General features: G+C 67.8%; 26 protein-coding genes. 23 read left to right on the top strand and 3 right to left on the bottom strand.

What is annotated here, in order from left to right; genetic code table 11:
• Positions 1-42 precede the first annotated feature (42 nt).
• Genes ABEA67_RS11960 through ABEA67_RS11975 form a run of 4 tightly spaced genes read left to right on the top strand, consistent with a single transcriptional unit; the run spans position 43 to position 2838 of the window.
• Positions 43-264: a hypothetical protein gene (locus tag ABEA67_RS11960; RefSeq protein ID WP_345465401.1), complete on the top strand. Its 222-nt coding sequence runs from the start codon at positions 43-45 to the stop codon at positions 262-264.
• Positions 257-1090 carry a hypothetical protein gene (locus tag ABEA67_RS11965; protein WP_345465403.1) on the top strand — a complete coding sequence of 278 codons (834 nt, stop codon included), beginning with the start codon at positions 257-259 and terminating at the stop codon, positions 1088-1090. Before ABEA67_RS11960 ends, ABEA67_RS11965 begins: the two co-directional genes overlap by 8 nt.
• Before the next feature lie 54 nt (positions 1091-1144).
• Entirely contained in the window at positions 1145-1600 is a 456-nt protein-coding gene (locus ABEA67_RS11970) for a hypothetical protein (protein WP_345465405.1), read from the top strand.
• A 53-nt stretch (positions 1601-1653) separates the two neighbouring features.
• Positions 1654-2838, top strand: a complete 1185-nt coding sequence (locus tag ABEA67_RS11975) for a major capsid protein (RefSeq protein ID WP_345465407.1) — start codon at positions 1654-1656, stop codon at positions 2836-2838.
• Here ABEA67_RS11975 and ABEA67_RS19465 read toward each other — a convergent pair.
• Positions 2835-3524, bottom strand: a complete 690-nt coding sequence (locus ABEA67_RS19465; RefSeq protein WP_425557195.1) for an HNH endonuclease — start codon at positions 3522-3524, stop codon at positions 2835-2837. The two genes, ABEA67_RS11975 and ABEA67_RS19465, sit on opposite strands and share 4 nt — an antisense overlap.
• A gap of 218 nt (positions 3525-3742) precedes the next feature.
• Between ABEA67_RS19465 and ABEA67_RS11980 the strand changes: the two genes are divergently transcribed.
• Genes ABEA67_RS11980 through ABEA67_RS12030 form a run of 11 tightly spaced genes read left to right on the top strand, consistent with a single transcriptional unit; the run spans position 3743 to position 9134 of the window.
• Positions 3743-4465, top strand: a complete 723-nt coding sequence (locus ABEA67_RS11980; RefSeq protein ID WP_345465409.1) for a hypothetical protein — start codon at positions 3743-3745, stop codon at positions 4463-4465.
• A 1-nt stretch (position 4466) separates the two neighbouring features.
• Positions 4467-4865 carry a hypothetical protein gene (locus ABEA67_RS11985; protein WP_345465411.1) on the top strand — a complete coding sequence of 133 codons (399 nt, stop codon included), beginning with the start codon at positions 4467-4469 and terminating at the stop codon, positions 4863-4865.
• A complete protein-coding gene (locus ABEA67_RS11990; RefSeq protein ID WP_345465413.1) occupies positions 4865-5566 on the top strand; it encodes a hypothetical protein in 702 nt (233 codons plus the stop codon). The genes ABEA67_RS11985 and ABEA67_RS11990 overlap by 1 nt, the downstream gene beginning before the upstream one ends.
• Positions 5563-6000, top strand: a complete 438-nt coding sequence (locus ABEA67_RS11995; protein WP_345465414.1) for a hypothetical protein — start codon at positions 5563-5565, stop codon at positions 5998-6000. The genes ABEA67_RS11990 and ABEA67_RS11995 overlap by 4 nt, the downstream gene beginning before the upstream one ends.
• A 2-nt stretch (positions 6001-6002) precedes the next feature.
• Positions 6003-6392, top strand: coding sequence for a hypothetical protein (locus ABEA67_RS12000; RefSeq protein ID WP_345465415.1), 390 nt, complete (start codon positions 6003-6005; stop codon positions 6390-6392).
• Positions 6389-6787: a hypothetical protein gene (locus ABEA67_RS12005; protein ID WP_345465416.1), complete on the top strand. Its 399-nt coding sequence runs from the start codon at positions 6389-6391 to the stop codon at positions 6785-6787. The genes ABEA67_RS12000 and ABEA67_RS12005 overlap by 4 nt, the downstream gene beginning before the upstream one ends.
• Before the next feature lie 14 nt (positions 6788-6801).
• Positions 6802-7299: a hypothetical protein gene (locus ABEA67_RS12010; RefSeq protein ID WP_345465417.1), complete on the top strand. Its 498-nt coding sequence runs from the start codon at positions 6802-6804 to the stop codon at positions 7297-7299.
• Complete coding sequence (locus ABEA67_RS12015) at positions 7299-7550, top strand: hypothetical protein (protein ID WP_345465419.1); 252 nt, start codon at positions 7299-7301, stop codon at positions 7548-7550. The genes ABEA67_RS12010 and ABEA67_RS12015 overlap by 1 nt, the downstream gene beginning before the upstream one ends.
• The gene (locus ABEA67_RS12020) at positions 7547-8344 is read left to right on the top strand and encodes a hypothetical protein (protein ID WP_345465421.1); all 798 of its coding nucleotides are present in this window, start codon (positions 7547-7549) and stop codon (positions 8342-8344) included. The genes ABEA67_RS12015 and ABEA67_RS12020 overlap by 4 nt, the downstream gene beginning before the upstream one ends.
• A 35-nt stretch (positions 8345-8379) precedes the next feature.
• Positions 8380-8820, top strand: coding sequence for a hypothetical protein (locus ABEA67_RS12025; RefSeq protein WP_345465423.1), 441 nt, complete (start codon positions 8380-8382; stop codon positions 8818-8820).
• A 2-nt stretch (positions 8821-8822) separates the two neighbouring features.
• Positions 8823-9134: a hypothetical protein gene (locus ABEA67_RS12030; protein ID WP_345465425.1), complete on the top strand. Its 312-nt coding sequence runs from the start codon at positions 8823-8825 to the stop codon at positions 9132-9134.
• Positions 9135-9160: 26 nt separating this feature from the next.
• On the opposite strand, the gene ABEA67_RS12035 is transcribed toward ABEA67_RS12030, so the two are convergent.
• Positions 9161-9469, bottom strand: a complete 309-nt coding sequence (locus ABEA67_RS12035) for a CopG family antitoxin (RefSeq protein ID WP_345465427.1) — start codon at positions 9467-9469, stop codon at positions 9161-9163.
• A gap of 5 nt (positions 9470-9474) precedes the next feature.
• On the bottom strand, positions 9475-9741 hold the full coding sequence (locus ABEA67_RS12040; RefSeq protein WP_345465429.1) for a BrnT family toxin: 267 nt from the start codon (positions 9739-9741) through the stop codon (positions 9475-9477).
• Between the two features lie 76 nt (positions 9742-9817).
• Here ABEA67_RS12040 and ABEA67_RS12045 point away from each other — a divergent pair, with 76 nt between their 5' ends.
• The 8 genes from ABEA67_RS12045 (at position 9818) to ABEA67_RS12080 (ending at position 23460) form a co-directional block, all read left to right on the top strand.
• The gene (locus ABEA67_RS12045) at positions 9818-10408 is read left to right on the top strand and encodes a hypothetical protein (RefSeq protein WP_345465431.1); all 591 of its coding nucleotides are present in this window, start codon (positions 9818-9820) and stop codon (positions 10406-10408) included.
• 61 nt (positions 10409-10469) lie between these two features.
• On the top strand, positions 10470-18422 hold the full coding sequence (locus tag ABEA67_RS12050; RefSeq protein ID WP_345465433.1) for a phage tail tape measure protein: 7953 nt from the start codon (positions 10470-10472) through the stop codon (positions 18420-18422).
• 9 nt (positions 18423-18431) lie between these two features.
• Positions 18432-19649, top strand: a complete 1218-nt coding sequence (locus ABEA67_RS12055; RefSeq protein ID WP_345465435.1) for a hypothetical protein — start codon at positions 18432-18434, stop codon at positions 19647-19649.
• Between the two features lie 9 nt (positions 19650-19658).
• The gene (locus tag ABEA67_RS12060) at positions 19659-20177 is read left to right on the top strand and encodes a hypothetical protein (protein ID WP_345465437.1); all 519 of its coding nucleotides are present in this window, start codon (positions 19659-19661) and stop codon (positions 20175-20177) included.
• Positions 20174-20956 carry a hypothetical protein gene (locus tag ABEA67_RS12065; protein WP_345465439.1) on the top strand — a complete coding sequence of 261 codons (783 nt, stop codon included), beginning with the start codon at positions 20174-20176 and terminating at the stop codon, positions 20954-20956. Before ABEA67_RS12060 ends, ABEA67_RS12065 begins: the two co-directional genes overlap by 4 nt.
• A 1-nt stretch (position 20957) precedes the next feature.
• Entirely contained in the window at positions 20958-21401 is a 444-nt protein-coding gene (locus ABEA67_RS12070) for a hypothetical protein (RefSeq protein ID WP_345465441.1), read from the top strand.
• The gene (locus ABEA67_RS12075) at positions 21401-22720 is read left to right on the top strand and encodes a PPC domain-containing protein (protein ID WP_345465443.1); all 1320 of its coding nucleotides are present in this window, start codon (positions 21401-21403) and stop codon (positions 22718-22720) included. Before ABEA67_RS12070 ends, ABEA67_RS12075 begins: the two co-directional genes overlap by 1 nt.
• Positions 22720-23460: a hypothetical protein gene (locus tag ABEA67_RS12080; protein WP_345465445.1), complete on the top strand. Its 741-nt coding sequence runs from the start codon at positions 22720-22722 to the stop codon at positions 23458-23460. The genes ABEA67_RS12075 and ABEA67_RS12080 overlap by 1 nt, the downstream gene beginning before the upstream one ends.
• The last annotated feature ends 46 nt before the right edge of the window (positions 23461-23506 follow it).

Genomic DNA, 23506 nt, shown 5'->3' on the forward strand with positions numbered 1-23506 from the left:
TCCCATTCCGTCCCCATTCATCCCCATTTGGGAGGCCAGATTATGGAAGACACTGAACTGCTCCGGAAAACCGCACTGATGCACGAGAAGCTGCTCGGCATGCGCGCCACCCTGCATGAGCAGGGCGCGGCTGAGGAAGGCTCGCCGCTGCACGACGTTCACCGCCAGGCCTGCGTGCAGATGCGTGAGGCCCAGGCCATCCACGACGAACTCGCTCACCGCCTCGGCGTGACACACCGCCTTCCTGGAGGTCTCTATGCCTAAGAACCGTGCCCTGCTCACCCTGACCGCCCTGCTGCTCGCCAATGCCCCGTTCCCGCGCGGCGAAGGCGAAGGCACCACGACCACGACTACCGGCAACGACGGACGCCTCACCGCCGAGGAGTGGCAGGCCCGTAACGACGCTCTGCACGCCAAGACCAGCCACTCCGACCTCATCAAGCGGGTCACGACGCTGGAGCGCGAGAACGAAACCCTGAAGGGGAACCAGGTGCCCAACGGTGCCCGCGTCCTGCGGGGCCAGGAACTGAAGGACTACGAGGCTTATCTCGCCCTTGGCAAGCCCGACGAGCTGGGCCAGAAGCTGAAGGAACACGGCGAATACGCTGCCCTCGGCAAGCCCGGCGACGTGAAGAAGAAGGTCGAGGACGGCGACAAGGCCGCCTCCACCCTGGCCGACCGCGACCGCACCGACGCTATCCGCACGGCCGCTGAACACGCGGGCTTCAAGCAGACCGTGCTCGGTGACCGCCTGAAGGCCGATGGCCTCACCGTGCTGCCTTCGAAGGAAGTCGAGCGCGACGGCAAGAAGGTGCAGGTGGCCTACGTCAAGGACGGCCAGGGCGTCGAGCACGAGCTGGGCGAGTACGCCAAGAAGAACTGGACCGACTACCTGCCCGCCCTTCAGGTCCAGGCGAGCGGCGACGGCAGCGGCAGCGGGACTGAGTTCACCCGGCAGGACAGCACGGCCACCACCACGAACCAGAACGGCGGTGGCGGCGGCAGTTGGGTGAAGCAGACCCTCGCCAAGCAGTCGGAAGGAGGTGGTTACAAGGACCCGCTGCAACCGCAAGCCGCAGCGGCGAAGTAAGCCCGGCGTCCGGACGTCCGCCTCTCTCGCGTAGTGAATTCCGAAAGGATTCCCATGAAGAAATCCCTGCTTTCCCTCACGGCCCTGCTGCTCGGCGGGGCCTTCGCCGTTCGCGGCGAGAAGTTCAGCATGTCCATGCCCCACTGGATCGCGGACTACCACAGCCTGACCTACCACGGTGCCGGCGCGCCTCTGAACTGGGGCGCGTTCACCGACCCGAAGTACGGCGCCACTGGGCGTCGGCGCATCCCCAGCGGCACAGCAGTCAGCGTGGTGGACAACAAGATTGTCCCCGCCGATGGAGCGGCCGACACCCTGCTGCTGTTCAGCGACGCGCAGGAGGGCCTGGCCTCCGACAGCCCCAGCGGCTACGGCCTGGTCGTGTCCGGCAACGTCTATGAGGACCGTTTGCCCGACGCGACGGGCATGCCCGCTCGCCTGCCTGTTGCCATTCGCGGCAAGGCGACCCGCTTCTACCTTCAGGCCTTCACTCCCACCTACTTGGAGTGACGTTCGGGAGACGGCGACCCCTGGTTCCACACCTCCACTCTGAAAGGACCACCATGAAACACCCCAAGCACTACCCGTCCGGCGTCTACGCCGGGCAGATGCTCGCCGCCTCGCTGCTTGCGGCCGCTCTCGGCCCGCGTGGTGACGCCTTCACCGTCCAGGCCATCCTCAGCACGATGACGTCGGACGACTTCTTCGACCTCGCCAACCAGCCGGTGCCGGAGAGTGAGTACGCCCTGGCGGCCATCCTGCCCGAGGAACTGCGCATCAGCTACGAGGCGAAGTCGGGCGGCCTGAAGATCATCACCACGCCTGCGGGCGAAACCGGCATGGACAGCCCCTACATCCCCGTGGGGGCTATCGAGTTCCGAGGCGAGAGCCACCCGATTGCCAAGTGGACGGCTACGAACGTGATGCCCGAGCAGATGCAGCGCGAGTTGCAGCAGCGCATCATCAACATTCGTGCGGGGGTGGTGACCGGGAACGCCCTGGAATACATCCGGAACTTCGTCGTGAACTGGCTGGGCAAGATCATCCGCCAGAGCTTCACGGACCGGCACGAGCTGATGCGTGGCGAGGCGCTGACGACCGGACGCCTCGTGCTGCGCGGCGGCACTATCGACCTGGGCGTGCCCGCCGCGAACAAGTTCGCCAAGCGCACGGGCATGGACGCGTACGGCGCAGGCACGGGTACCTTCTGGCGGGACATGCGGCGCGCGGAGAACATTCTGGGGAGCGTCCGCACGCGGGTCATGTCCATGAACACGCTGAACTACCTGCTCGACAGCCAGGAAAACCCTATGGCTGTGACCAGCGAGGTCATCAGCGCGGGGGGCAACATCAAGATCGTCGCCGTCCGCCGCCTGATCGGCTCGCAGCAGACGCTCAGCCAGGACGCCCGCGACACGTACACCCTGGTGGGCTACCGCCGGACCGTCAGCATCCCCGTGGGCGACATCTACGCGCAGCAGCAGGTCCTTCCGGACGGCAAGATCGCGGTGGTCGGCAGCAACGATGTGACCATCGACATGACGAACGGCACGACGGAAACCCGTCCCGGCCTGGGCCGCACGCACGTCGGTCCGACGGTCGAAGGCGGCGGCCGCCCGGGCATCTGGCTCAACGCCTATACCCCTCAGGGCCGCGCGATGAATGCCATCGCCGAAGGGGCCGCGAACAGCCTGACGATATTCGACGCCCCTGAAAAGCTCGTAATACTGGACTCTGAGCTTGCCTAATCAATTGTAGGCAGGGCAACCTTGCCCCGCTCTGCTTTTCTATGGCAGCTCGCGCAAAGAGTAATCAGGTTACTCAATTCATTTGCGGCTAGGTAGGCGTCATTGACGCCGACGATATAGCCGAAGCTGCGGAATGGCCGGATGTGGTGGACATGCAGCCGAGCGGACGCATTGCAATTTCGGCACCGGTTTCCATCCCGCTTCCGCGCCTCGGTTCTTTGCTTGCTCCAGTTGGGTCCCCGATACTCTACGCCGCCACCCAGCCAAAGGGGGTGATTGTCGCCAGAATTGTTGAGGGAGATGGAGTCGGCGTAACAGGATCGTGAGCAGTATTTGCCGCGCCCTCGACGTTGCGCGTAAGGCTTGGCGTAAAACTCCTTCCCGCAAGTCAGGCAAGCAGAAGGCGCTGTTTTCTTGGGGAGGCTGGGGTGCGTCTTCTTCCACGCACCTGAGCAGACTCGATCACAGAACTGGTGCCCATGCGCCTGCACTTGGTTCGCCGGCCTCTCCAGGTGTTTGCCGCAATGAGCGCATTGCACAGAGACTCTTGCGTACTTCGCGCTCTTTGGCCCCCGTAGCGTCTTGGTATACTCGGCGCGGCACGCTGGAGAGCAGTTGAATCCTTTGCCCGCAGCCTGTGCCTTCTGAACAACGCTTCTACACCGGTAGCAAGCGCGACCACACATCTGGCAACGGACCTCAATGTCGCCAGGAGAATTCCGTCTCTTCGGTTCCAGAGGGATAGAATGCTGCACAGCTAAGCACCTCCAATGCTTGGCTCGTGCCCAAGGGGATTGCCGTCCCGCTTGGGCTTTGCATTTACATTTTATCACGTCTGGGACAGGGTTTTTACAAGGTGGTTGATGATGAAAAAGAAAACATTCCTCGACAGTGAGGTGGCCTGATGCGCATGGTCACGGTGGAGCGGATGCCGCAGACGGTGGACTACGCCGGGAAGCGGTACGGCCCCTCGGAAACGCCTATCCAGATTCCCGAGGTCCTGGCGAACAGCCTGGGCCTCAAAGCAGCGGACAAGGAAGCCACGCAGGCGGAGGCCCTCGGCTCCCCGGCCCAGCAGCAGGCCCAGGACAATCTGGACACGCTGCTGGGCCTGCTGGCCCCAGAAGCGAAGGAAGGCGAACAGCCGGACGACGTGCTGCGCCGCCTGGTGCGGGAACGCGGCACGCTGGAACGCGAGGTGGCCAACCTCACCGACCGCAACAGCAGGGGGGCGGCCGCCAACCGCGAGCAGAACGTACAGCTCGGGGAGCTGTCGCGCCAGCGTGCCGAGCTGACCCAGCAGGTCGAGGCCCTGACCAAAGAGCGCGACCAGCTCCAGGACCTGGCCAAGCGGGCTTCCGACGCTGTCCTGGCCCGAGGGGACTTCCTCCGCGTCCCCCGCCCCACGGACGAACATCCCGAAGGCCAGGACCTCGCGCAGGCCGTGGCACAAGGCTTCGACGACCTGAAGGCGGAGCTGGACGAGGCCAAAGCCCGACCCGCACTGCCCCCTGAAGACGAGGCCATCAAGCGCATCGCCAGCGTGAACCGTATCAGCGAGGCGCAGGCCAAGGAGGCTTGGGCCGCCCTGATCAAGCCTGCTGAAGCCAGCACGTCCGAGGGCTGACATGGACGAGGCCGCCCGCAAGCGTGTGGCCTTCCTGGTGCAGCCCGCCGCCTGGAAGTACCACCAGGGCCTGGACCCCGCTGAACAGGCTGACCTCGATGAAGCCCTGGCGCAGCTTGGGGACCTGCGCCTCGTGGCCGCTTACGTGCTTGATGTGGCAGCGGCGGCAGCGCGGACGGAGGCCGCGCAGGGCAATGGGGAGCAGGTCAAGCGGTTTCGCGTTGAGGGGCAGTACGAGGAGGAGTATTTCGCCCCCACAAGCAGCTTGAAGGTGGACGCTGACGCCTGGACCACACTTGCCGACAGCCTACGCGAGGAGGTCGAGGCCGAGAAGCGACAGGCTACCCAGCAGCGGCCGCGCGGGGGAACGGTCGTGCTCCCGGTGGAGTCGGGGTTCTGATGGGCCGTGTGGAGCGGATTCGCGAGCGCGTGCAGGGCCGCCTGCGCGCGCGAGCCGACATCCTCTACCGGGACAGCACCACGTGGAGCGACGGCACGACCTGTCAGTTCTCCGTTCTGGACCCCAGCCGGGCGGACGGGACACTTGCTCGCAGCCTGCGGCAGCGTCCCGACGCGCCCGATATGCGGGTGCTGGAGATTCACCCGGACCACCCACGCCCCGCCCCAGGGTCTCATATCCCCTGGGAGCACGGGGTGCTGTTCATCGAGCGCTACGCGCAGGAGTCCGCCTTCACCGCTACGGCTCCCGGCGTCTGCCGCTTCGTGGACCCGGCCCGCACCCGGCACGACTTGCTCACCTTCGCCACGTCGGGCCCACTCGTTGAAGATCCACGCACCGGGAACGTCAGCCCCAGCCCCGGCGTGCCGCTGACCCTGCCCGCCCGCCTGGAGGCCACCACCGACCCACAGGCACGGGACGCGGTGGGGGCGGACACGGCAACGGTGGTGCTGTTCGGGCGCTGGGGGAAGGCCGGGGAGCCGCAGCCCTGGCCGGACGGCGTCCGTTGGGGCAGCACCTGTCCACTAACTCTTCAGGGCCAGCCGGGCACGCTCACGGTGCGGCTGGCATGGCCGGACGCGGACCCGGTGCAGAGCCTCATTCACGGCGAGCCTTTCCTCGCTACCTGGAGGTCTACGTGACCCAACCCCCCATCCCCGAGTCCCTCAAGCGCGTGGCCGTCCGCGAGGACCCCACGCAGGAGGAGGCCGCCCGCATCACCGTGGACTACTCCGGTGGCATGGACGTGGCCCACCTCACCCTCAACCCCGACGTCGCGCCCCCGGAGAGCGTGGACGGCTACCGCATCCGCGCGGCGGTCGCCGCCACGCTGGAGCCGCTGCGCCGTTACAACCGGGCCATCACCCGGCGCTACGGCACCTGGGACAACGAGCAGGCCCTCTTCGACGACGGCATGGCGAAGGCGGCTGCCGAGGTCGAGCAGCTCGTCCACCTCGCCCCCCGCTCGCCGGAAAGCCTGCTCGACGCCCTGCGCGGCCTGAGCGACGAGCAACTGCTGGCCGTGCCGGGGCTGGGGGCCAGGAAGCTGGAATACCTCCGCAAAGCGCTGGCCTGACCGTGGCTGTCACCGTCACCCTCGCCAACCTGGACGACCTGTTCGAGCAGGGGCTGACCGGTGTGGCACAGGAGTTCGCGCAGGCCTGCGACGACGCCTTCGAGGACCCGCTGTGGGCCTGGCCGAACACCACGCGCCGCGCGAACGGCGAGACGGTGGGCAGCCCCCGCAACCTGGTGGACACCGGCGAGTTGCGCGACAGCCGCCAGGACCCGGAGGTGGCCGGCAACACCGCCCGTCTCACCTGGGAGGTCGACCACGCCGCCGCGACGTTCCTGGGGGCCGTGTTCACGGACCGCAGCGCCTCCCTGCCCGCCCGCAATCTGCCGCTGTTCGTCGCCCGCGAGTTCAACTTCGCGGACGCCTTCCTGCGGCACGCGGGGCTGACGTGAGTGCCCTGGCCATTCGCCGCGGCGTGGAGGCGGCGCTGGCCGAGGCGGGCGTGCAGGTGGGCACCTACCGCTTCCCGGACGGCCAGGAGGCCCCGGCCATCCGCGTGGGCGACCCGCCGGAGGGCACCACCGTCACCGGGCTGGAGGTGCTCATCAGCCCCAACCCGAAGCGGCAGAACATCGAGGCCTTCATTCCTCTGGGCATCCAGTCCTACTCCGTTCGCCTTCTGAACCGGGCCGCGCTGCCCGATGTGCTGGAGGAGGCCACCAACGCCATCGCCCAGCGCTTCTGGCCTTTTGACGATGAACCCCGACGACTGGACGCCAGCAGCGCCATGCCGGAGCAGGTGGGGTTCAGCCTGCTCTACGACCCAACCGACCACCCCACTCCCTGAGGAGGGAACCCTACATGGCACAAGACGTGAAAGTCCGCTTCGGCAAGAACGCCCGCATCGAAGTTGCTCCCTACACCGACGGCAGCGAACCCCCTGCGGCCGCCTGGCAGCACCTCTGCCTCACCAACCGCGTCTCTCTCGGCGGCGAGAAGGGCACCGAGACCTTCGAGAACTTCTGCACCGAAGGCAACGAGGTCGAGGTGCTCGACGGCAGCGAGAAGGGCACCCTGGAGTTCGGGGATACCACCTGGACCGAAGACGACGCGGCCCTGGCGGTCCTGAAGAAGGCCAGCAAGGCCAAGACCGAGGACGGCAGCAAGGTCCACTACCGCGTCTTCCCCCTCGGCAAGGGCGAGGGCAAGCCGGTCTTCCGCGGCATCTTCCAGGTGAAGAACTGGAAGCTGGACGTGCCCAGCAAGGGCCTCATCAAGATCGAGAACGGCGTCACGCCCCTCGGCGTGCCCGAGGAGGGCACCCAGGGCGCGGACGGCGCGTTCACGCCCCTGCCCTGATGCCCGTCTGGCGTGACCGTTGGGACGGCACGCCGAACGTCGCCGTCATCAGCGAAACACCAGTCACCGAGGAGGGCACCGTCGAGGATGCCCTCCTCTTCGTGCTGGACGAAAGCCCGCAGCGGGTGGCGCTGACTGACGAACATGGCGCTTCCCGCACCTTCACCCTGCCGTCCGAAGCGCTGGAAGGCACCTTCTTTAAGGCCGGCCTCGACCTCCCCACCGAACCTCAACAGGAGAACCCACAATGACCACGGCAACCACCGCGCCGACTGCGCCCACCAAGCCCCGCATGATCTTCGCCACCAAGACCGCGCAGCAGCTCCAGTTCCCCCTAGGCGGCCTGGACTTCACCTCCAAGCGCCTCACCGCGGAGGAGGACCTCATCTACGAGGACGCCAAGCTCCGCGCCAACTTCCTGCCCACCCTGCGCGAGCAGGTGGCGGACACGGCGGGCGTACTGGCCGTCATCCTGGGGCACCGCACCGCCCAGCCGGTTACGCCCGACTGGGTGGCCGCACACCTGAACGCCACGACCGAGACGGCGCTGATGGCCTATCTCCGCACCGGTCACGAAGGCCCTGGCTTGGTGCCCGCGCCGGGCGTGACCTTCGACCTCCCCCAGGTGGACCTCGACCTGTACGGGCGGCAGTTCAGCGGCCCGGTCCTCAGCTACGCGGAGATGGCGGACCTCGCGGACGCCCTGCCGACCGCGCTGGGCGACGAGGTCCACGACCTCGACGAGAGCAGCATGACGGCGGCCCAGATTCGCGCCAAGGGGCAGGAGCTGGCCGCGAGCGTCACCGCCTCGAAACGTGCCCAGGCCGACGGGCTGGCCGCACTGCTGAACGTCCGCCGGGTGGTGACGCCAGCGGAAGAGGGGGGCGAGGCTGCCGAGGTCGAACCCATCACCGGCACCTGGCTGCTGGAGCAGATGTCCCGCGAGGAGCTGGACCAGTTGCAGGCCTTCCTCCAGACGGGCGAGATGGCCGGTGAGACCCCAAACGCCGAATCCACGCCCGCGAACGTGCCCTTCAGCGGCTGAGCAAGGGCGCGGAGGCGCTGCGATACGAGACCATCGTGCTGGAGGTGGTCAAGCACTATCCCCAGTACACCTGGGGAGCGGCGCTCGATGAACTGAGCATGGTCATCGCGCGGCTCTACATGGAGATTCCCGACATCCACCTGAAGCGCGCGTGGCCCTTCATGCAGCTTCAGGCTTTTGTGGGGAACGCGCTGGGCGGCAAGGGCAAGGGCGGCGAGAAACCCGACCCGAAATCGGTGTTCTCGCCGCCGGAGTTCGCGCCGTGGTATGCGCGGGGAGCGGACGCCATCCCTGAGCCACCGCTCCAGCCGCAGCACTGCTGGGCGCTGGTGGAAGCGATTGAGGCGGGGCACCTGAAGGGAGCCTCATGGTGCGTGCAAATGGTCGAGATCGAGGATGACCTCGAACGGGTGCGCGCCGTGGCGGAGGGCTACGGCGCGCTCCTGGAGGGGGACGCCGCTCAAGGTAGCCTGTGAGGATGCATGCTGTCCGACTGTACCGGGTGACGGCCGCCGCCGACGCCAATGCCCACACACGCTCTATCGCCGAGGTGTTGACCTCGCAGGCCCACCTGCACGTGTATCTGGGGGCGACGGGGGCGGAGGCGCTGGGGAACCTAAAGGCAGCTCTGGCCGAACTGCATGCGTTTCAGCACATTCAGGGAGGCTGGGAGGTCGAGTACAGCGCGGGGATGCTGGAGCGGCACAACCGGTTCACGGGGACCCTCCTGCTCTCGACGGCCTACCGGTTCACCCTGCCGCTGCCCTCCGGAGTTGCGATGGAGGCGTAAGGGCGCTGCTAGAGGGGGAGTGGACCTCAGATGATCTTGAGTCGCTTCTCTTCCTCGTAGACGCGCTCCAGCACGAACTCCTTCAGCAGGGTCTGGTAAGAGGTGCCCTTCAGCTCCGCGAGGTGGCGCAGCCGCTGCTCCAGGTCCGTGCCCAGGCGCAGGCTGGTGGGGTTGGACTTCCGGGGGCGTGTGGGCGGCAGCAGGTCGCTGTCCGCGTTCCCGGCGCTCAGGAGGTGCTCGGCCAGGGCGTGCGTGGCCCAGAAGTCGGCTTCCTCGGCTTCGGTGGCGAAGGCGGGAACCTGGCTCATGTCGGTGATGATGGTCAGTTCGGGCATGGGACTTACCTCCGGTAGGCGCGGCGCTCGCTGGGGTTGGCTTCCCGCGCGGTCACGACGCGGAAGAGGTCGCCGCGCCGGGTGAGGATGACGGTGAGGATGCGGCCACCTTCGGTCTTGCCAGTCACGGCCTGACGGCGCTCGCCGTTCTGGGCACGGTAGGCGGGGGCGGCCAGGCGGCGGGGGTCGGTGGCCGCTTCCTCGGCTTCCTCCGGTTCGACGTCGTGCCGGGCGATGTGCTCGGTATTGGCGTCGTCCCAGTGGAATTCCATAGCCAGAGTGTAGCGCGTTTGTAGCTACATTGCAAGGGGTAAGGGTTATGTGAGGAGGGGCAGGTAGGGTGGAGGAATGAGAAAAATCTTGCTCACGCTCACCCTGCTTTCGATAGGCAACGCAACCGCGCAGACGGCCACCACGCCTGCGCCCCAGCCTGCCACCGCCGATACGTTCCTCGATCAGTATGGCTACACCTGGGAGCAAGCGGCGGGCGGGTACTACGGTGCCCAGAAGGCCGGTATGAATGCGGCCATCGCCACTAAAACCGCAAACCTAGGAGAGGCTCCCGTCATCATCGCTACGTCCCTGATTAAGACGGGAGAAACCAGCGGAATCTTTGACTGCGTCACCTATGAGAATATGGGTGGTGCCAATGGGAGTCTTTCCCTGAGGATTACCGAAACTACTAAATTCGTTAAACAGGACTTGGCCTCAAAAGGGCTATTTGAGATACTTGCCAAGAACGATAAGGGTTCAAAAGTCATTGGTATGTCGGTGATTTGCGCCGTCAAAAACCTTGGAATGGTAATGGATACTAAATCCGAAGTCGTTCAAATTCCTGCCAATTCGAAGGTTAAACTTAAGACCCTCGCGATGGACGTATACGCAACTCTGAAGATGGAGGGCTTGGACGTCACACCGGAAATCAGCTTCTCTAAGTAAGCACCCCCTCTCTGCCTCGCCCCCGCTATAAGCGGGGGTCTTTCTATTCCCAGGAGCCTCCATGACCCAGGTCGGGCACGCCCGCTTCGATGTCACCGCCGACACCGCCCCCACCCTCAAGGCCCTACGTGACCTCGCCACCCAGTCCCAGAAGCTGCTGGGGAGCGTCGCCCTCACGCCAAAGATGGACCGGGCGGCGGCTGTTGCCGAGTTGAAGAAAGCCACCCAGAGCCTCCGGGCAAGCGTGGCGCTCAACGTGAAGCCCCTCACCCAGGCCGACCTGGACAAGGCTCTCGGAAAATTGACCGGTAGCAAGCAGGTCACGGTAGACCTGAAGGGTGACGCGAAGGCGAAGCTCGACGAGATCAAACAGCAACTGACCGACCTGCGCACCACGTCAGCCAGCGTCCTCACGGTGGACACCAGTGCAGTCAAGGCCGTCATCACCCTGCTGAACAAGCAGATTGCCGACCTGAACGCGCTGGAAACCCGCCTACGGTCCCTCGCCACAGGTAGAAGCGGCGGGGGCGGCACGGGTGGACAGGGCGGCGGCAGCCCCGGTGCGGGGAGCAGTCCCTACGCGGGGCAACTTCGCGCCCTGAATGCCGACCTGAAGGCGGGGACGCTCGGCACCACCCAGTACGAGCAGGCCGTGCGGAACCTCCAGGCGGCCATCCAGGGGGAGATCACCAGCCTCCGCTCTCTCGGCCCCCTGACGGTGGACCAGCAGCGCAAGCTGGATAGCCTGCGGGCCGCTGCCGGGCAGGCTGCCACTGCCCTGAAGGGCGTCACCCCCGCCGCCGGGGACGGTATAGGCAGGCTCGCCCGCGAGTTGCAGGTCGCCCAGTCCCAGTACGAACGCGGCGCTACCAGCCTCCGCACCTACCTGCGGGAGATGCAGCGTATCCAGACCGCTGGGCAGGGCATGGCGTCCGGGCTGCAAGTGGGAAGCCGCGAGGCCCAGGCCCTCGAACGGGTGATGAAGGGCCTGTCGGGCGCGACGGCCAAGATCAACGACCAGAGCATCGTCCGCCTGCGCTCTGACCTTGCTGGAGCACGCGCTGAGTTTGAGCGCGCGACCGCCGCCGCGGGCAGGTTCAACTTCCTGGAGCAGCGCCAGGCCACCCAGCAGTACGAGGCGGCCTTGCGCGGCCTGGAAACCCGCATCCGCGCCGTCGGCGAGCGCAGCACTACGACCCAGGGACAGCTCCGCTCCCTGAACCAGCTTTCGGCGCAGCTCGGCAGCCAGCGGAACGCCCTGAACGGGATGTTCACGCAGGTCGGGCTGGCGGGCAACGTCGTCAACGCCCTGAAGTCCCTGCCCCAGTTCGCGGCCCAAATGGGCGGGAGTCTCGGGGCGGCCTTCGTCTCCACCCAGCAGCTCACCGGGGGCCTCTCGGCCCTGGCCGGGGCGGCGGGGCCGGTGGGCCTGGCGTTGGGTGGGGTGGCGGCCGCCGTGGTGACCCTCACCGCAGGGTTGTCGGGCACGGTCGGCGTCGCCGCGCAGTTCCAGCAGACCATGGTGGATATCAAGGCCCTGACCCAGCCGACGGCGGCTGAGCTGGGCCAGTTGCGCCAGGCCGCGATGGACATCGGCACCCCGCTGGGGGTCGGGGCGCGCGACGCCGCGACGGCCATCCTTGAACTGAACAAGGCCGGTCTGAGCGCGAAGGACGCCATTGGCGGGGGGCTGGCCGGTGCCCTGACCCTCGCGGGGGCGGCGGGCATCTCGGCGGCAGACGGCAGCCGCCTCGCGGTCGCCGCCATGACCGCCTTCGGGCAGCAGGCCAAGGACCTGCCCCAGATCGCGGACGTTTTCGCCTCATTCGCCAACCGTACTTTTCTGTCGGCCGAGGACCTCTCCCAAGCCATTGCGGCCGTGGGGCCGGTCGCCAAGGACGCGGGCCTCAGCCTGAGCCAGTTCGCGGGCTACATGGCCTCGCTGGCCCAGGGCGGCTTCAAAAATATGAGCGACGCGGGCACGTCGCTCAAGACGCTGCTCACGTCGCTGCAAGCGCCCTCGGACACCGCGGCAGGCGCGCTCGCCAAACTGAAGGTCAGCTTCTACGACGCCGCCGGTGCCTCCCGCCCGCTGGGCGAGGTGCTGGAAGAGCTGCGCCAGAAGTTGGCGTCCATGTCGGACCAGGATCGCAACAACGCGATCCAGAAAATCTTCGGTTCCGACGCCGGACGCGCTGCCCGCGTGTTCTTCGGCACCACCAACGCCGCCATCGAGGAGAACATCAGGGCGATGGGCCTCCAGGGCGAGGCGGCCCGGGTGGCACGCGAGCGACTGGAAAGCTACGCGGGTCAGGTCAAGATTCTCAAGGCCACCTGGGAACAGTTCGTCGTCGCCGTCGGTGAGCGGCTGCTGCCCACCCTGACCAGCATCGTGCAGGGCCTGACCGGGTTCCTGAACGAGGTCAAGCGGGGCGGGCCGATTATCGGGGAACTGCGGGGCTACGTGCTGGCTCTGGCCGGTGCCCTCCTCATCCTGAAGGCCAATGCCCTTGGGGCCGCGGCCTCCTCCGGCTGGGGGGCACTGGCGGTGACCGGGGGAAAGCTGGCGCAGCTTATTCCCACCCTCGTTTCCGGCCTGACCAGTGTGGCAGGCGCGCAGGCTCTCCTGAACACCGCCATCGCGGCCGGCCCCGGCATCATCGCGGCGGCGGTTGCTGGCCTCGCCATCTACGCCAACAAGATCATGGGCGACACTGCCCGCGCCTATGACCAGGTGGACCAGGGCAACCAGCAGAGCTTCAACGCCCTGATGGCACGGGTGCGAGCGCTGATGGCCGAGAACACCGAGCTGTCCCGCGCCAAGGCGAAGTACCTGCTGCTGGTCCAGCAGATTTCCGACGCGCAGCAGGGCGAATACAAGGGCACGAAGTGGACCGGCGAGCGCATCTACGGTCCCCCCGACGAGGCGCGCATCAAGAAGCTCCAGGCCGACCTCGCTGCTGCCCGGCAGAACATCACCCTGCTGACCACCGAAGGCGAACGCCATGCCGCCGCTTCCAGAACCCAGCAGCAGCAGGTTCAAACCGCCCTGAAGTTGACCGACGACCAGCTTAAAAAGCAGGCCTCCACCGTGAAAGACCTGCGCGCCGAACTGGCCAAGCCGGTCAAGGTTTTCGGGGGGACCGAGTTCCAGAACCAACTGGATCAGCTGGCAGAGAAGTACCGCCAACTGCGCGAGAAGCTGCGCCAGGACGTTCTCGACCCGAAGCAGCGCAACGAGTTGAGCCGCCAGCTCACCGCGCGCCAGGGGCAGGAAGCCACTCAGGTCCGGCGTGAATATGGAAGCCGCGCCGGAGAGGCCGCGGCCACCGCCGAGCGCCAGGCCCAGCAGGCCCGCGTGAACGCGATGGCTGAGGGGTCCGCGAGGATTCGTGCCCAGGCCGTGCTGGACATTCAGGTCGTCCGGGACGATGCCAAGAAGCAGGCGGCGGCGTGGGCCGATTTCCCGAAAGAGAAGGCACGCATCCTCTCGGCGGGCGAGGCGCAGGTCCGCCAGATCCAGGCCGAAGCCAACCGCCGCGCCCTCGAAGCCGACCGCAAGGCGGCTGAGGACCGGCGGCGCGAGGCGCAGCGCCAGCAGCGCGAGGCGGCGCAGCGTCTGCGTGAAGCCCAGGCTGTCGAGAAGATGGGTCGCCAGTTCTACAACCTGAACCAGGACTTCGGCCTGAAGGTCTCAAAGGGCAGCGTCAGCGCGGCAAGTCTCCAGAACTACCAGCAGGCCGTGGCCGGTCTCCGCGCCGAAATCGAGAAGCTGCCCCAGGGCCAGCAGGACCGCTTCAAGCCGCTCTTCGGCCAGGCTGGGCAGCTCGACCGGCAGGGCCAGGCCCTCGTGAAGCTGGGCGACCAGATTGCCGAGGTGCGGGGGCGCGTCCAGCAGATGACCGTCGCAGAACTGGAAGCCGCGCGTGCCCGCTGGGCCGGGGTCCCCGCCGCCCAGGCACTGGTCAAAGCCATCGACTCCCGCCTGCCGGTTCAGCGGGCCGCCGAGTACAAGGCTGGGCTGGAGAGCCTGCGAAGCGCCCTCGCCGGCATGACGGATGCCGAACTGCAAAGCCGCCTGGCCGCCGAGCAGGGCAGCGACCAGCAGGGCAAGCGCCTCAAGCTCATCCGGGAGGAGATTGAAGCCCGCCGCAAGCTGCGTGACGTCACCCTCCGGCAGGGTCGCCTGGAACTCCAGAAGGGCGATGCCGAAGCAGTCGTCGAGAACTACGAGGCGCGGAAGGCCGCGGCCCAGGGCAACGCCACCGAACTCCTCCGCATCGAGCAGGAACTCGGCAGCGAGGTGCTGGCGGCGCGCCAACGCCTCGCGCAGGTGGCCGCCGAGCAGGAAATCATCCAGATTCAGGAGCGGTACCGCACCCAGATTCAGGCGGCCCGCAAGCTCGGTCAGGACACTACCGTGCTGGAAGGCCAGCAGGCCACGGCCATCCAGCAGGTGCGTGACCGCCGGGACGCGCTGCAACTGGCGAACAGGCTCGCCTCCGACAAGGTCCTTCTGGACCAGGCCCGCGACACCACCGCCGAACTGGTGCGCCTCGCCAACGAGCGTCTGGACCGGGTGGACGCGGTCGAGCGCCAGCGCGACGAGGGGACGGTCGGGCGCTACCAGCTCGACGTGGACCGCGCCGGGGAGGACCTTCCCGCCCGCCTGCGCGCCGAGCAGCAGTGGGAGGGACAGGTCCGCACCAGCCGCCAGGACACGGCGACCCTCTCCGCCCAGGCCGATATTCGCGCCCAGACGGAGAAATACCGTGTCCTCATCGAAAAGGCCCAGGACGACGTGGGCGAGCAGCAGCGCCTCCAGACCGAGCTGACCGACTGGATCATCGACCGCAACCAGGCCCTGGGCACCGAGCTGGAGCGCATCGCCTTCGAGACGGCCCAGGCACGGGTGCGCGCCGAGCAGGCGCTGAAGGACGCCCTCCTGCGGATTGACCGCGAGCTGCGCGATGGCCTGAACCAGCGCGCGCAGAGCGACGCCGACCGCAGGAAGGGGCAGGCCGAGTCTGACTTGCAGAACGACCTGCGCGCGGCAGGCGATAACGAAGAGGCGAAGCTGGGCATCTTGCGCCGCGCAGAGGTCGCCCGCATCGCCCTCTCGAACCAGAGCATCAACGCCCGCATGGCGTCCGAGCGTGACGCCGAGAACCGCCGCTTCGAGGACCTGCGGCAGCAGGCCGTCAAAGACGGCACCTGGGCCAGCCGCCGCGAGCAGCTCGAACGCGACCACCAGGCCCGCCTCACCGAAATCACCACCCAGGGCGAGTACGACAAGGGGCAGGAGATTCGGCGCATCCGCCAGGAAACGGAGGACCAGGACCAGCGAACCCAGGAACAACGTGCCCAGGACGAGGTGAAGCGCATCACCAAGGGCCTGAACGACATGACCCTGGCCCAGCGGCAGGCGGCCCGCTCCAGCCTAGAAGGTTGGCTGAAGAGCTTCCGCGATATGGGCTTCGCGGGGAAGGCCGCGGCGAAGGTCATCAAAGACGCCCTCGACCAGGTGGCCGACGCGGACACCTCGGCCCGGCAGCGCGCGGTGGACCTCGCGGACAAGCTGTTTTCGAAGGATGCCGGGGGCCGCTTCCAATCGCCCGAAGCAGTGGCGCGCTCCCTCTCCGACCACACCGGCAAAATCGGGAAACCTGACAGCATCGCGGATGCAGAGGCCAAGGGGCGCGAGGGCTATGTGGGCGAGATCGAGAGCCTGAAGAAAGGGATTTCCGACGCCCAGGCCGTCATTGACGAACTGGGCAAGGTCCCCGTCGAGCAGCTCGACGCGCAGCAGGCGCTGGCACTGCGGATGGCCCAGCAGTACCTGCCCATCTTCCAGGCCCAGCTTGGCCGCACCGAACAGGCGGCGACCGAGGCGGGGCAGAAGGCGGGCAAGGCCTTCGTGGACGGTCTGGCGGCTGAACTGGTCAAGGCCCAGGACTCGGCCGCCGAAGCAGGCCTGCAACTCGCGGAGGCGAACCTGAAGCTGGCCCAGTCCAAGGGGCTGCCGGGCACCGCCGAGTACAACGCGGCCCTGCGCGCGTACCGCGACTACTGGCAGGGACGGGTCACGGTGCTGCAAGGGGGCCTCGCGGCCGCTCAGCAGGCCGAGGAGGCCGCCCGAGCAACGCTGGCGGGGGCAAGTACCCCTGAGGCTCGCGCAGCAGCCCAGACGGCCCTGACAGCAGCGATGGCGAACACCGCCGCCGTGCAGGGGCAACTGACCCAGGCCACCACGAACTACGTGAATGGTCAGCAGCGGGTGCTCGACAGCACCAAGACCAGCACGGCCGGTCTGGATGCGCTGGCGGAAGCACAGCGCGGGCTGGACGGGGTGCTGGGCCGCTCGGCCATCTCGTACCAGTCGGAGATTCAGAACCTCAAGGAACTGATCGAGAAGTACCCCGAGCAGGCCGAGGCCCTGGGCCGTATCCGCGCCGAGTACGAACGGATTCAGCGGATTCGGGCCGCAGGCATCGCCACCCCCGAGAGCCTGAAGCTGGACTTCCAGATGGGCTTTGGTGGGGGCGCACAGTCCCTCCAGAACAGCGTCAGCGGCGTCGCCAAGGGGTTCGGGCAACTGATGAATCCCCTGCAACTCTTCTCGGCCATCCTCGACAAGATCAATCCGGCCGGGATGATCCTGGAAGGGATGTTCTCCGTGCTGGAGGAACCCATCAAGGCCCTCCAGGAACCCTTCAAGGTCATCGGCACGCTGGTCGGTTCGGTGCTGGCCCCCGTGCTGGAGCTGATTGCGCCCATCCTGACGGCCGTCGCCGACCTGTTCGTGGTGCTGTACGACGCGATTGCGGCGTTCGTCAAAGCCATCACGTTCGGGGTGGTCAACATCGACCGCCGCACGCCCAGCGACAAGAAAAAAGAGGCCGACAAGGACCCCGCGCAGTCGGCGCGCGAGCTGGCCGACCTCGAAGGCGAGAACGACCTGGAAGAGCTGGAGCAGCGCCACCGCCAGCGCCTGCTCAGCGACCGCAACTACGAGGAGGAAAAGTACAAGCTCACCGTCGCCCGCCTGCGCCGCGAGCGCGACGCCGAACTCGCCGCCGCCGAGGGGGACGCCAAGAAAATCGCGGCCATCAACCGCAAGTACGTCCTGCTCGAAGAAAAAGAGCGGCTGGACATGCTCGACCGGCTGACCGAGGCCTACCGCAACATCGGGGAAACCCTGATGGGCAGCATCACCGGCAGCGTGAAGGACGGGCTGGTGAATGCCCTGAATGCGGGCAATTTCGGCCTCTTCCGGTCCACCCTGCGGAAGAACCTGCGGGAAGCCATGTTCGAGGCCGTGGTGTCCGCGGCCATCGAGACGGCCGCCATCAAGGCCCTGCTGCAACCCGCCATCGACGCCCTGACGGCGGCGCTGCAAACGCCGGGCACCGCCGACGACGACGCGGCCATCGCCGGGCTGCTGAAGGCCGGAGACAAGGTCGAGGGCAGGGTCCGCCAGATTTACAAAGCGCTGCGGCCCCTGCGCGACGCCTGGGGCATCACGGGCGACTCGGAGCAGACCCAGACGATGGAGGTGGTGGGCAACGTCAGCGCGCCGGAGGTGCGCGTGTCGCTCGACATGCTGTCCTACCTGGCCGACACCATCCAGAAGGACGTGCCCTCGTGGCGGGACGCCATCGTCGCCCACACCGCGGCGTTGCGGAACCAGGCGGCGGGGGTGGGAGCCACCCCAGTCCTGCGGGACGACGTGGCAGCGGAGCTGGGGCGCAATGTCGCCCTCGCTGCCGCGCGTCTGGATGCCCAGCGCGCGGCTCCTGCCCCCGCTCTCCCCAGGTTCAGCACGGCCACGGACGCCTTCGGGCTGCACGAGCAGGCCTACCAGGCCAGCGTCGCGCAGTTCGGCGGCCACGTGGACCGCTTCGGCGGGCACGTCACGGCCTGGGGGCAGTCCAGCGCCCGGCACATCGCCGCGATGGACGCCCACACCCGCGCGCTGGCCGGCACGACCGGCGGCTTCAACCCCAAACGCTAGGAGGACACGTTGAGAGAGGCACTGGAAGGCATGTACCTCCCCCGGTCGGATCTGACCGGGTGGAGGGTGGACATCGGGGACCAGGTGTTCACACAGCAGGACCCTGGTCCCATCCAGCAGATCGACATTGAGCTGGACAGCATCGGCTGCCTGACCGGCGGGACGCTGGCGCTCAAGTCGCCGCGGCACCCCCTCTTCCCGCCGTTCACGGTGGCGGCGCGGGTGTGGGTGGCATCCCGGACGCGAGGGCTGGTGCCCGTCGCGGTCGGGTTCGTTCCCGGCCCGAGGGAGGACGGCCGCGAGGAGTACACGCTGGAGCTGCGCCCGATGGAGCAGATCAGCCTGAAGGACTACTTCGACGGCACCTTTGCTGGGGCGACCGGCGCAGTGGCGCAGCCCTCGGGGTGGCTCCAGAAAAACGAGGAGGTGGTACAGGAGGCGCTGAAGGGCCGTCCCAAGGCCAGCATCGGCGTGGCACACGACGGGCGCGTGTATCTGGCGGAACCGGGCGACGGGCAGCCGGTGCGCGTGCCCCGGCAGCAGTTCTACGAGTGGAAATCCACCGGGTACGTGGACGTGCCCTACGCCACCCGTTCACGTTGGGACGGCGGGCCAGGCTGGCGCAAGGGCGAGTACGTGGGCATCGCGCGCCCGCCCTATGCCGAGCGCCGGGCGGTGGACGCCGGGGAGGTCCAGTTCGTCGAGGTGACACGCGACGCCGGTCCGCCGGTCATCACCGTCGCCGAGCTGACCGTGAATGCCGCCTCGGACGAGGACCTGGCCGCTGCCGGGCTGGACGGCACTGGAAAGACCCCGGTGGTCGGCATCGCGCCGCCTTCCCAGGTGGTCAAGAAGACGGTGGTGGCCGAGCAGTACGCCCTCGTCCACGTCTACGACCTGGGGGCGTGGTACGAGGGCAGCGCGCTCCCCGGCCAGGACAACGAGCTGGTGAAAAAGCTCCAGGACGCAGTGAATGCTGCCCAGGCCGCCTTCCTGACCGCCCACGACGTGCTGGGGCCGGACAACGCCTTCACGCGCGAGGAGCAGGACCAGCTCGACTACGCCCGCAACCAGTTGCGCCTGGGAAAGCTGGGCGCGAACGACCACCAGAGCGACTACGAACCGCTGACGGCGAAGCTGTCCACCGGCTTCGTGCTGGACGCCCTGCTGTGGCAGCCCCTGGCTGGCGGGGAAGACCCCTCTGACCCCCCGCCACAGGATGACTAAGGAGATTCAATGGTCCAGACCCCTGACCCATCCACCGACCCGTCTTCTCCAACGCCCACCGAGGCGGGCTACAGCCTGCTCACTGGCACGACCATCTGGCTCTCGACCGAGCCGTGGGACACGGACGCCGTGGGCCTGGCCGCCGGGCCGGACGACGCGAGCCAGGACCCCGAGGTCTACACCGACCTGATTCATCCAATGGCCTCGGCCCACACCATCAAGCTCTTCGACTCGCACGTGGTCGAATTGGACGAGTTCAGCCGCAACACGCCCTTCCAGCAGGGCGCGCTGACCATTCCGCCGGAGTATTTCCGGGGGCCGATGGGACCCGCGCTGGCCGGCCTGCTCGACGAGCGGTGGCGGCAGAAGTACGACCCCGACCCGCCCCCGGACGACGAGCGGCCACCCTCGGCAACCTGGGACGGGCGCTGGTACATCTACATCGCCTGCTGGTGGCGGGTGGTCGGGCAGACGGTCGAGGATGCTGGGCCGATTGACCCTGGCCCCCCATCTGGAGAGGCCTCGTGAGCGGCACCACCCTGCCGATGGCCTGGACGTGCGTGAACATGTCCGGAAAGACGCTGACCGTCCACGGCTTCAGCATCGCAATTGACCGCGCCGAGTACGGGTACTACGCCAGGGCCACCTACACCCTGATGCTGGACGGTGAGGTGGTCGCCAGCGCGCCCCCGCTGGCGGAGGCCTCCGAACTGAACGCGGCGGCCACCCATGCGCTGGAGATACCGGTTTCGCCCGGCGGCACGCTGCGGCTGGAAGCGGCCGTCACCTTCTTCCGGCCTCTGGAGAGCTTCGAGGGCCGCAACGCCGGCTGGGAGGTCACCGCCGAAACCGAGGTGGGCCAGGGCCGCCTGAGCCTGCACTACGACGCTCCCGCCCCCGAACCGCCTGCGCCACCTTCAGGGGGTGGGGGCAATGGTCTCCCGTCCGGGTTGCAGGCCCCCGGCGTTCCCCCCGCGCTGGAGGGCGCGAATTACGTGCTGAACTCCGGCCTGGGGGTGTGGGCGCGCGTGACGCGCTGGAGCTACCCGCCGTCGTTCGGGGTCAAGGAACTCGTGCCGCCGCCTGCGCCCGCGGCGCTGTACTACCCCACTGTGGCCGGGCCGAACTACGAGGGCCGCGTGTCGGGCCTGCTGCTCACGCCCGCCGTCGTCACCGGCGTGCAGCACGAGGATGGACGCGTCGAGGACCTGGAGGGGGCAGGCGTGCGCTTCACGCTGGGTACGGGGGACATCAGCACGTCGGCGGCAATCGGCATTCATCCGTTCAAGGACAGCGGGGAGGTGTGAGGTGACGTTGACGCGCCTGACCGGCGACCCCAACGAGGGGTACACCGTGATTACCGTGGACAGCTTCGGGTACCCCCTGCCGCTCACGCTCAGGCCGCCCTACTGGCTGCCCTCGCTGCAACCCGTGGTGCACCGCTTCCCCATGACCTTGCGCCAGACCCGCACGGACGATTACCTGCGGACGGCGGGCGGCCTGCTGCTGGAGGGGCCGCTGGTCGGCACGACGGAGACAGACATGCACCTGAACGCCGAGCAGCTTCGCTGGTACGTGCAGCGAGCGGCGTGGTTGCAGCGGGCAGACCGCGCGTCCCTGGCGCTGCTGCCGGGCAGCGACATCGAGCTGAAGCCGGACGGGAGCAAGAGCAAAAGGGCGGCGCTGGGCGTGCTGCTGGTGGCCGCCGAGCTGCGCTGGATCGGGCCGGACGGAAGGGAGGTGACGGGCTAGTGGCGGACTTGCAGGTGGTGGGCCAGGTGGCCGGGGGCGAGAGCGCGACCGTGCGCCTCACGGTGGCCCTGATTGACGACTGGCGGGACGAGCGCGGCCTGCTGCCGCCGCCCGTCTACGAGCTGGTGAGTGTGAACGGGGCGGGGTGGACGGCGGCCGAGGGCGGCCCCGGCACCGTGCTGGGGTCGAGCACGCCGGGCATCGCGCCCCGCGCGACGGTGACGTATGTGCTGGAGCGCGCCGGACGCCCGCCCTTCGCGCGCAGCGTGCGCCGCCGGGTGTACGCCAACACGGACGCCGAGGGAGTCTGGGACTTCACGGTCCCGGACGCGCAGCAGCCCGCCTGGGCGGGGGGCATGGCCCCGGCCCCGACCGTGAACGTGCTGCCCGGACAGGGACCGCGCGGCGAGCGCGGGGCGAGCTTCCTGAACGGTGCGGGGCGGCCGCCCGCAGGCCTGGGCCTGGACGGGGACGCGTACCTCGACACGACCACCTTCGACCTGTGGGGCCGGGCCGGTGGGGCGTGGACGCTGCTGGGCAACCTGCGGGGCGGCCAGGGGGCGCGGGGACCGGAGGGGCCGAAGGGCAAGGACGGCCAAGGGTTCCCGAAGCCGACAGCGCAGCAGGTGGGGTACGTCGCGCTGGCGGACGGCAGCCAGCCGTCGGGCTTCAGCTGGTACCCAGCGGCGAAGTTGAGCCTCCGGCTGCGCGACCTGCTCGACGTGGACCTGACGGACCTCCAGGACGGGCAGACGCTGGTCTGGAGTGCGGCCGCCCGCAAGTGGAAGCCGGGGACGGCCGCAGCGGGCAGCGGGCCGGTGGAGCCAGCAGAGGCGCTGTCCAACGGCGTCCCAGTGACAGTTTCAGGCGGCCCAGAAGGCAGTGTGGCGCTCTACACAGCAGACATCCCCATCGGCACGGCGGAACTGCGCGTCAGCACCAGGGGCGGCAGTGGGGATGTGGATATGTACGTCAGGTCCAGCGCGCCGCCCGAGTTCCCGCAGCCGTGGAGACCCGTGGCCGATGCCCGGAGCGAGCAGGCTGGTACAGCCGAGACGGTCATCATCCCCGACCCCCAGGCGGGCGTGTGGTACGTCGCCCTGTACAGCTACGGGTACAGCGACGTGACCCTTACGGCCACCTGGGGCGAGGGCGGCAACGCGGGCGGCGAGCCGTTCGAGGTCAGCCCTGACGCCGAGGGGTACGAAACCATCACCAACGCCGACGCGGCCACCGACGCAGACGGCTATCAGACCATCCCGGACGCGACTGCCACGGCGGACAGCGAGGGGTACGAGACGGTGGAGAGGAGCAGCTAATGGCAGCAGGACCGTATCCGACGAAGGCGATGTTCGAGGCGCTGAAGGGGCGTGTGGGGACCCTGGAGAACGGGGGCACACCCCCTGCTGGTGCCGAGGGTGGTCCCTATGCGTCTCTCAGCCTGTTCTCCCCGACTGGCCGACCACAGGCGACGCCAACCCCTGCCAGTAGCGCCCTGATTTCCTGGTCTCGCCGGAGTGTGTACGTCGCGGGCATCGAGCTGGAGGGGGACGTTCACCTCAATGGGCTGAGCGTGCTGGGCGCGAACATGTACGAGGGACGGAGTTACGAGTTTTCGCTCGACCAGCTCCGGCGCACGGTGACCGGCAGCGGTGTCTACCAGCGGACACTCTTCTTGCTGCCCACACCGATCCTGGTGACGGATGGCGGGATTGCGCTAGATATTGCCGAGGACGCAGTCCTGCAACTGTACGGCACACCCGTGACGGTCCCAACCGCGATGCGGATAGAGGCCTCGAAGCTTGACGGTAACCGGGTGGATTGCAACTTTAACGTCACCATCTACGAGGCACCCCTGGAAGGCGTCCGGGTCGTGCCTGAGCCAACAGAACCGACTGGCAACTTCACGGAGTACGAGGCAAATTACACGCCGCCGCGCATGGTTGAGGTGGTCTGGCCCGCAGCAAGTGCCCCTTACCTACATGTGGTGGTGTTCAGCAGCGTGACGGCAGATGGGCGAGGCTTCCACGTCCCCCTGACCCCCGGCCTCCCCCAGTAACCCCTTCCCCCCACCCCCGCCCGCGCTTCAGCCCGCGAGCGGGGGT

The sequence above is a fragment of the Deinococcus carri genome (assembly GCF_039545055.1).
Taxonomy (GTDB): Bacteria; Deinococcota; Deinococci; order Deinococcales; family Deinococcaceae; genus Deinococcus; species Deinococcus carri.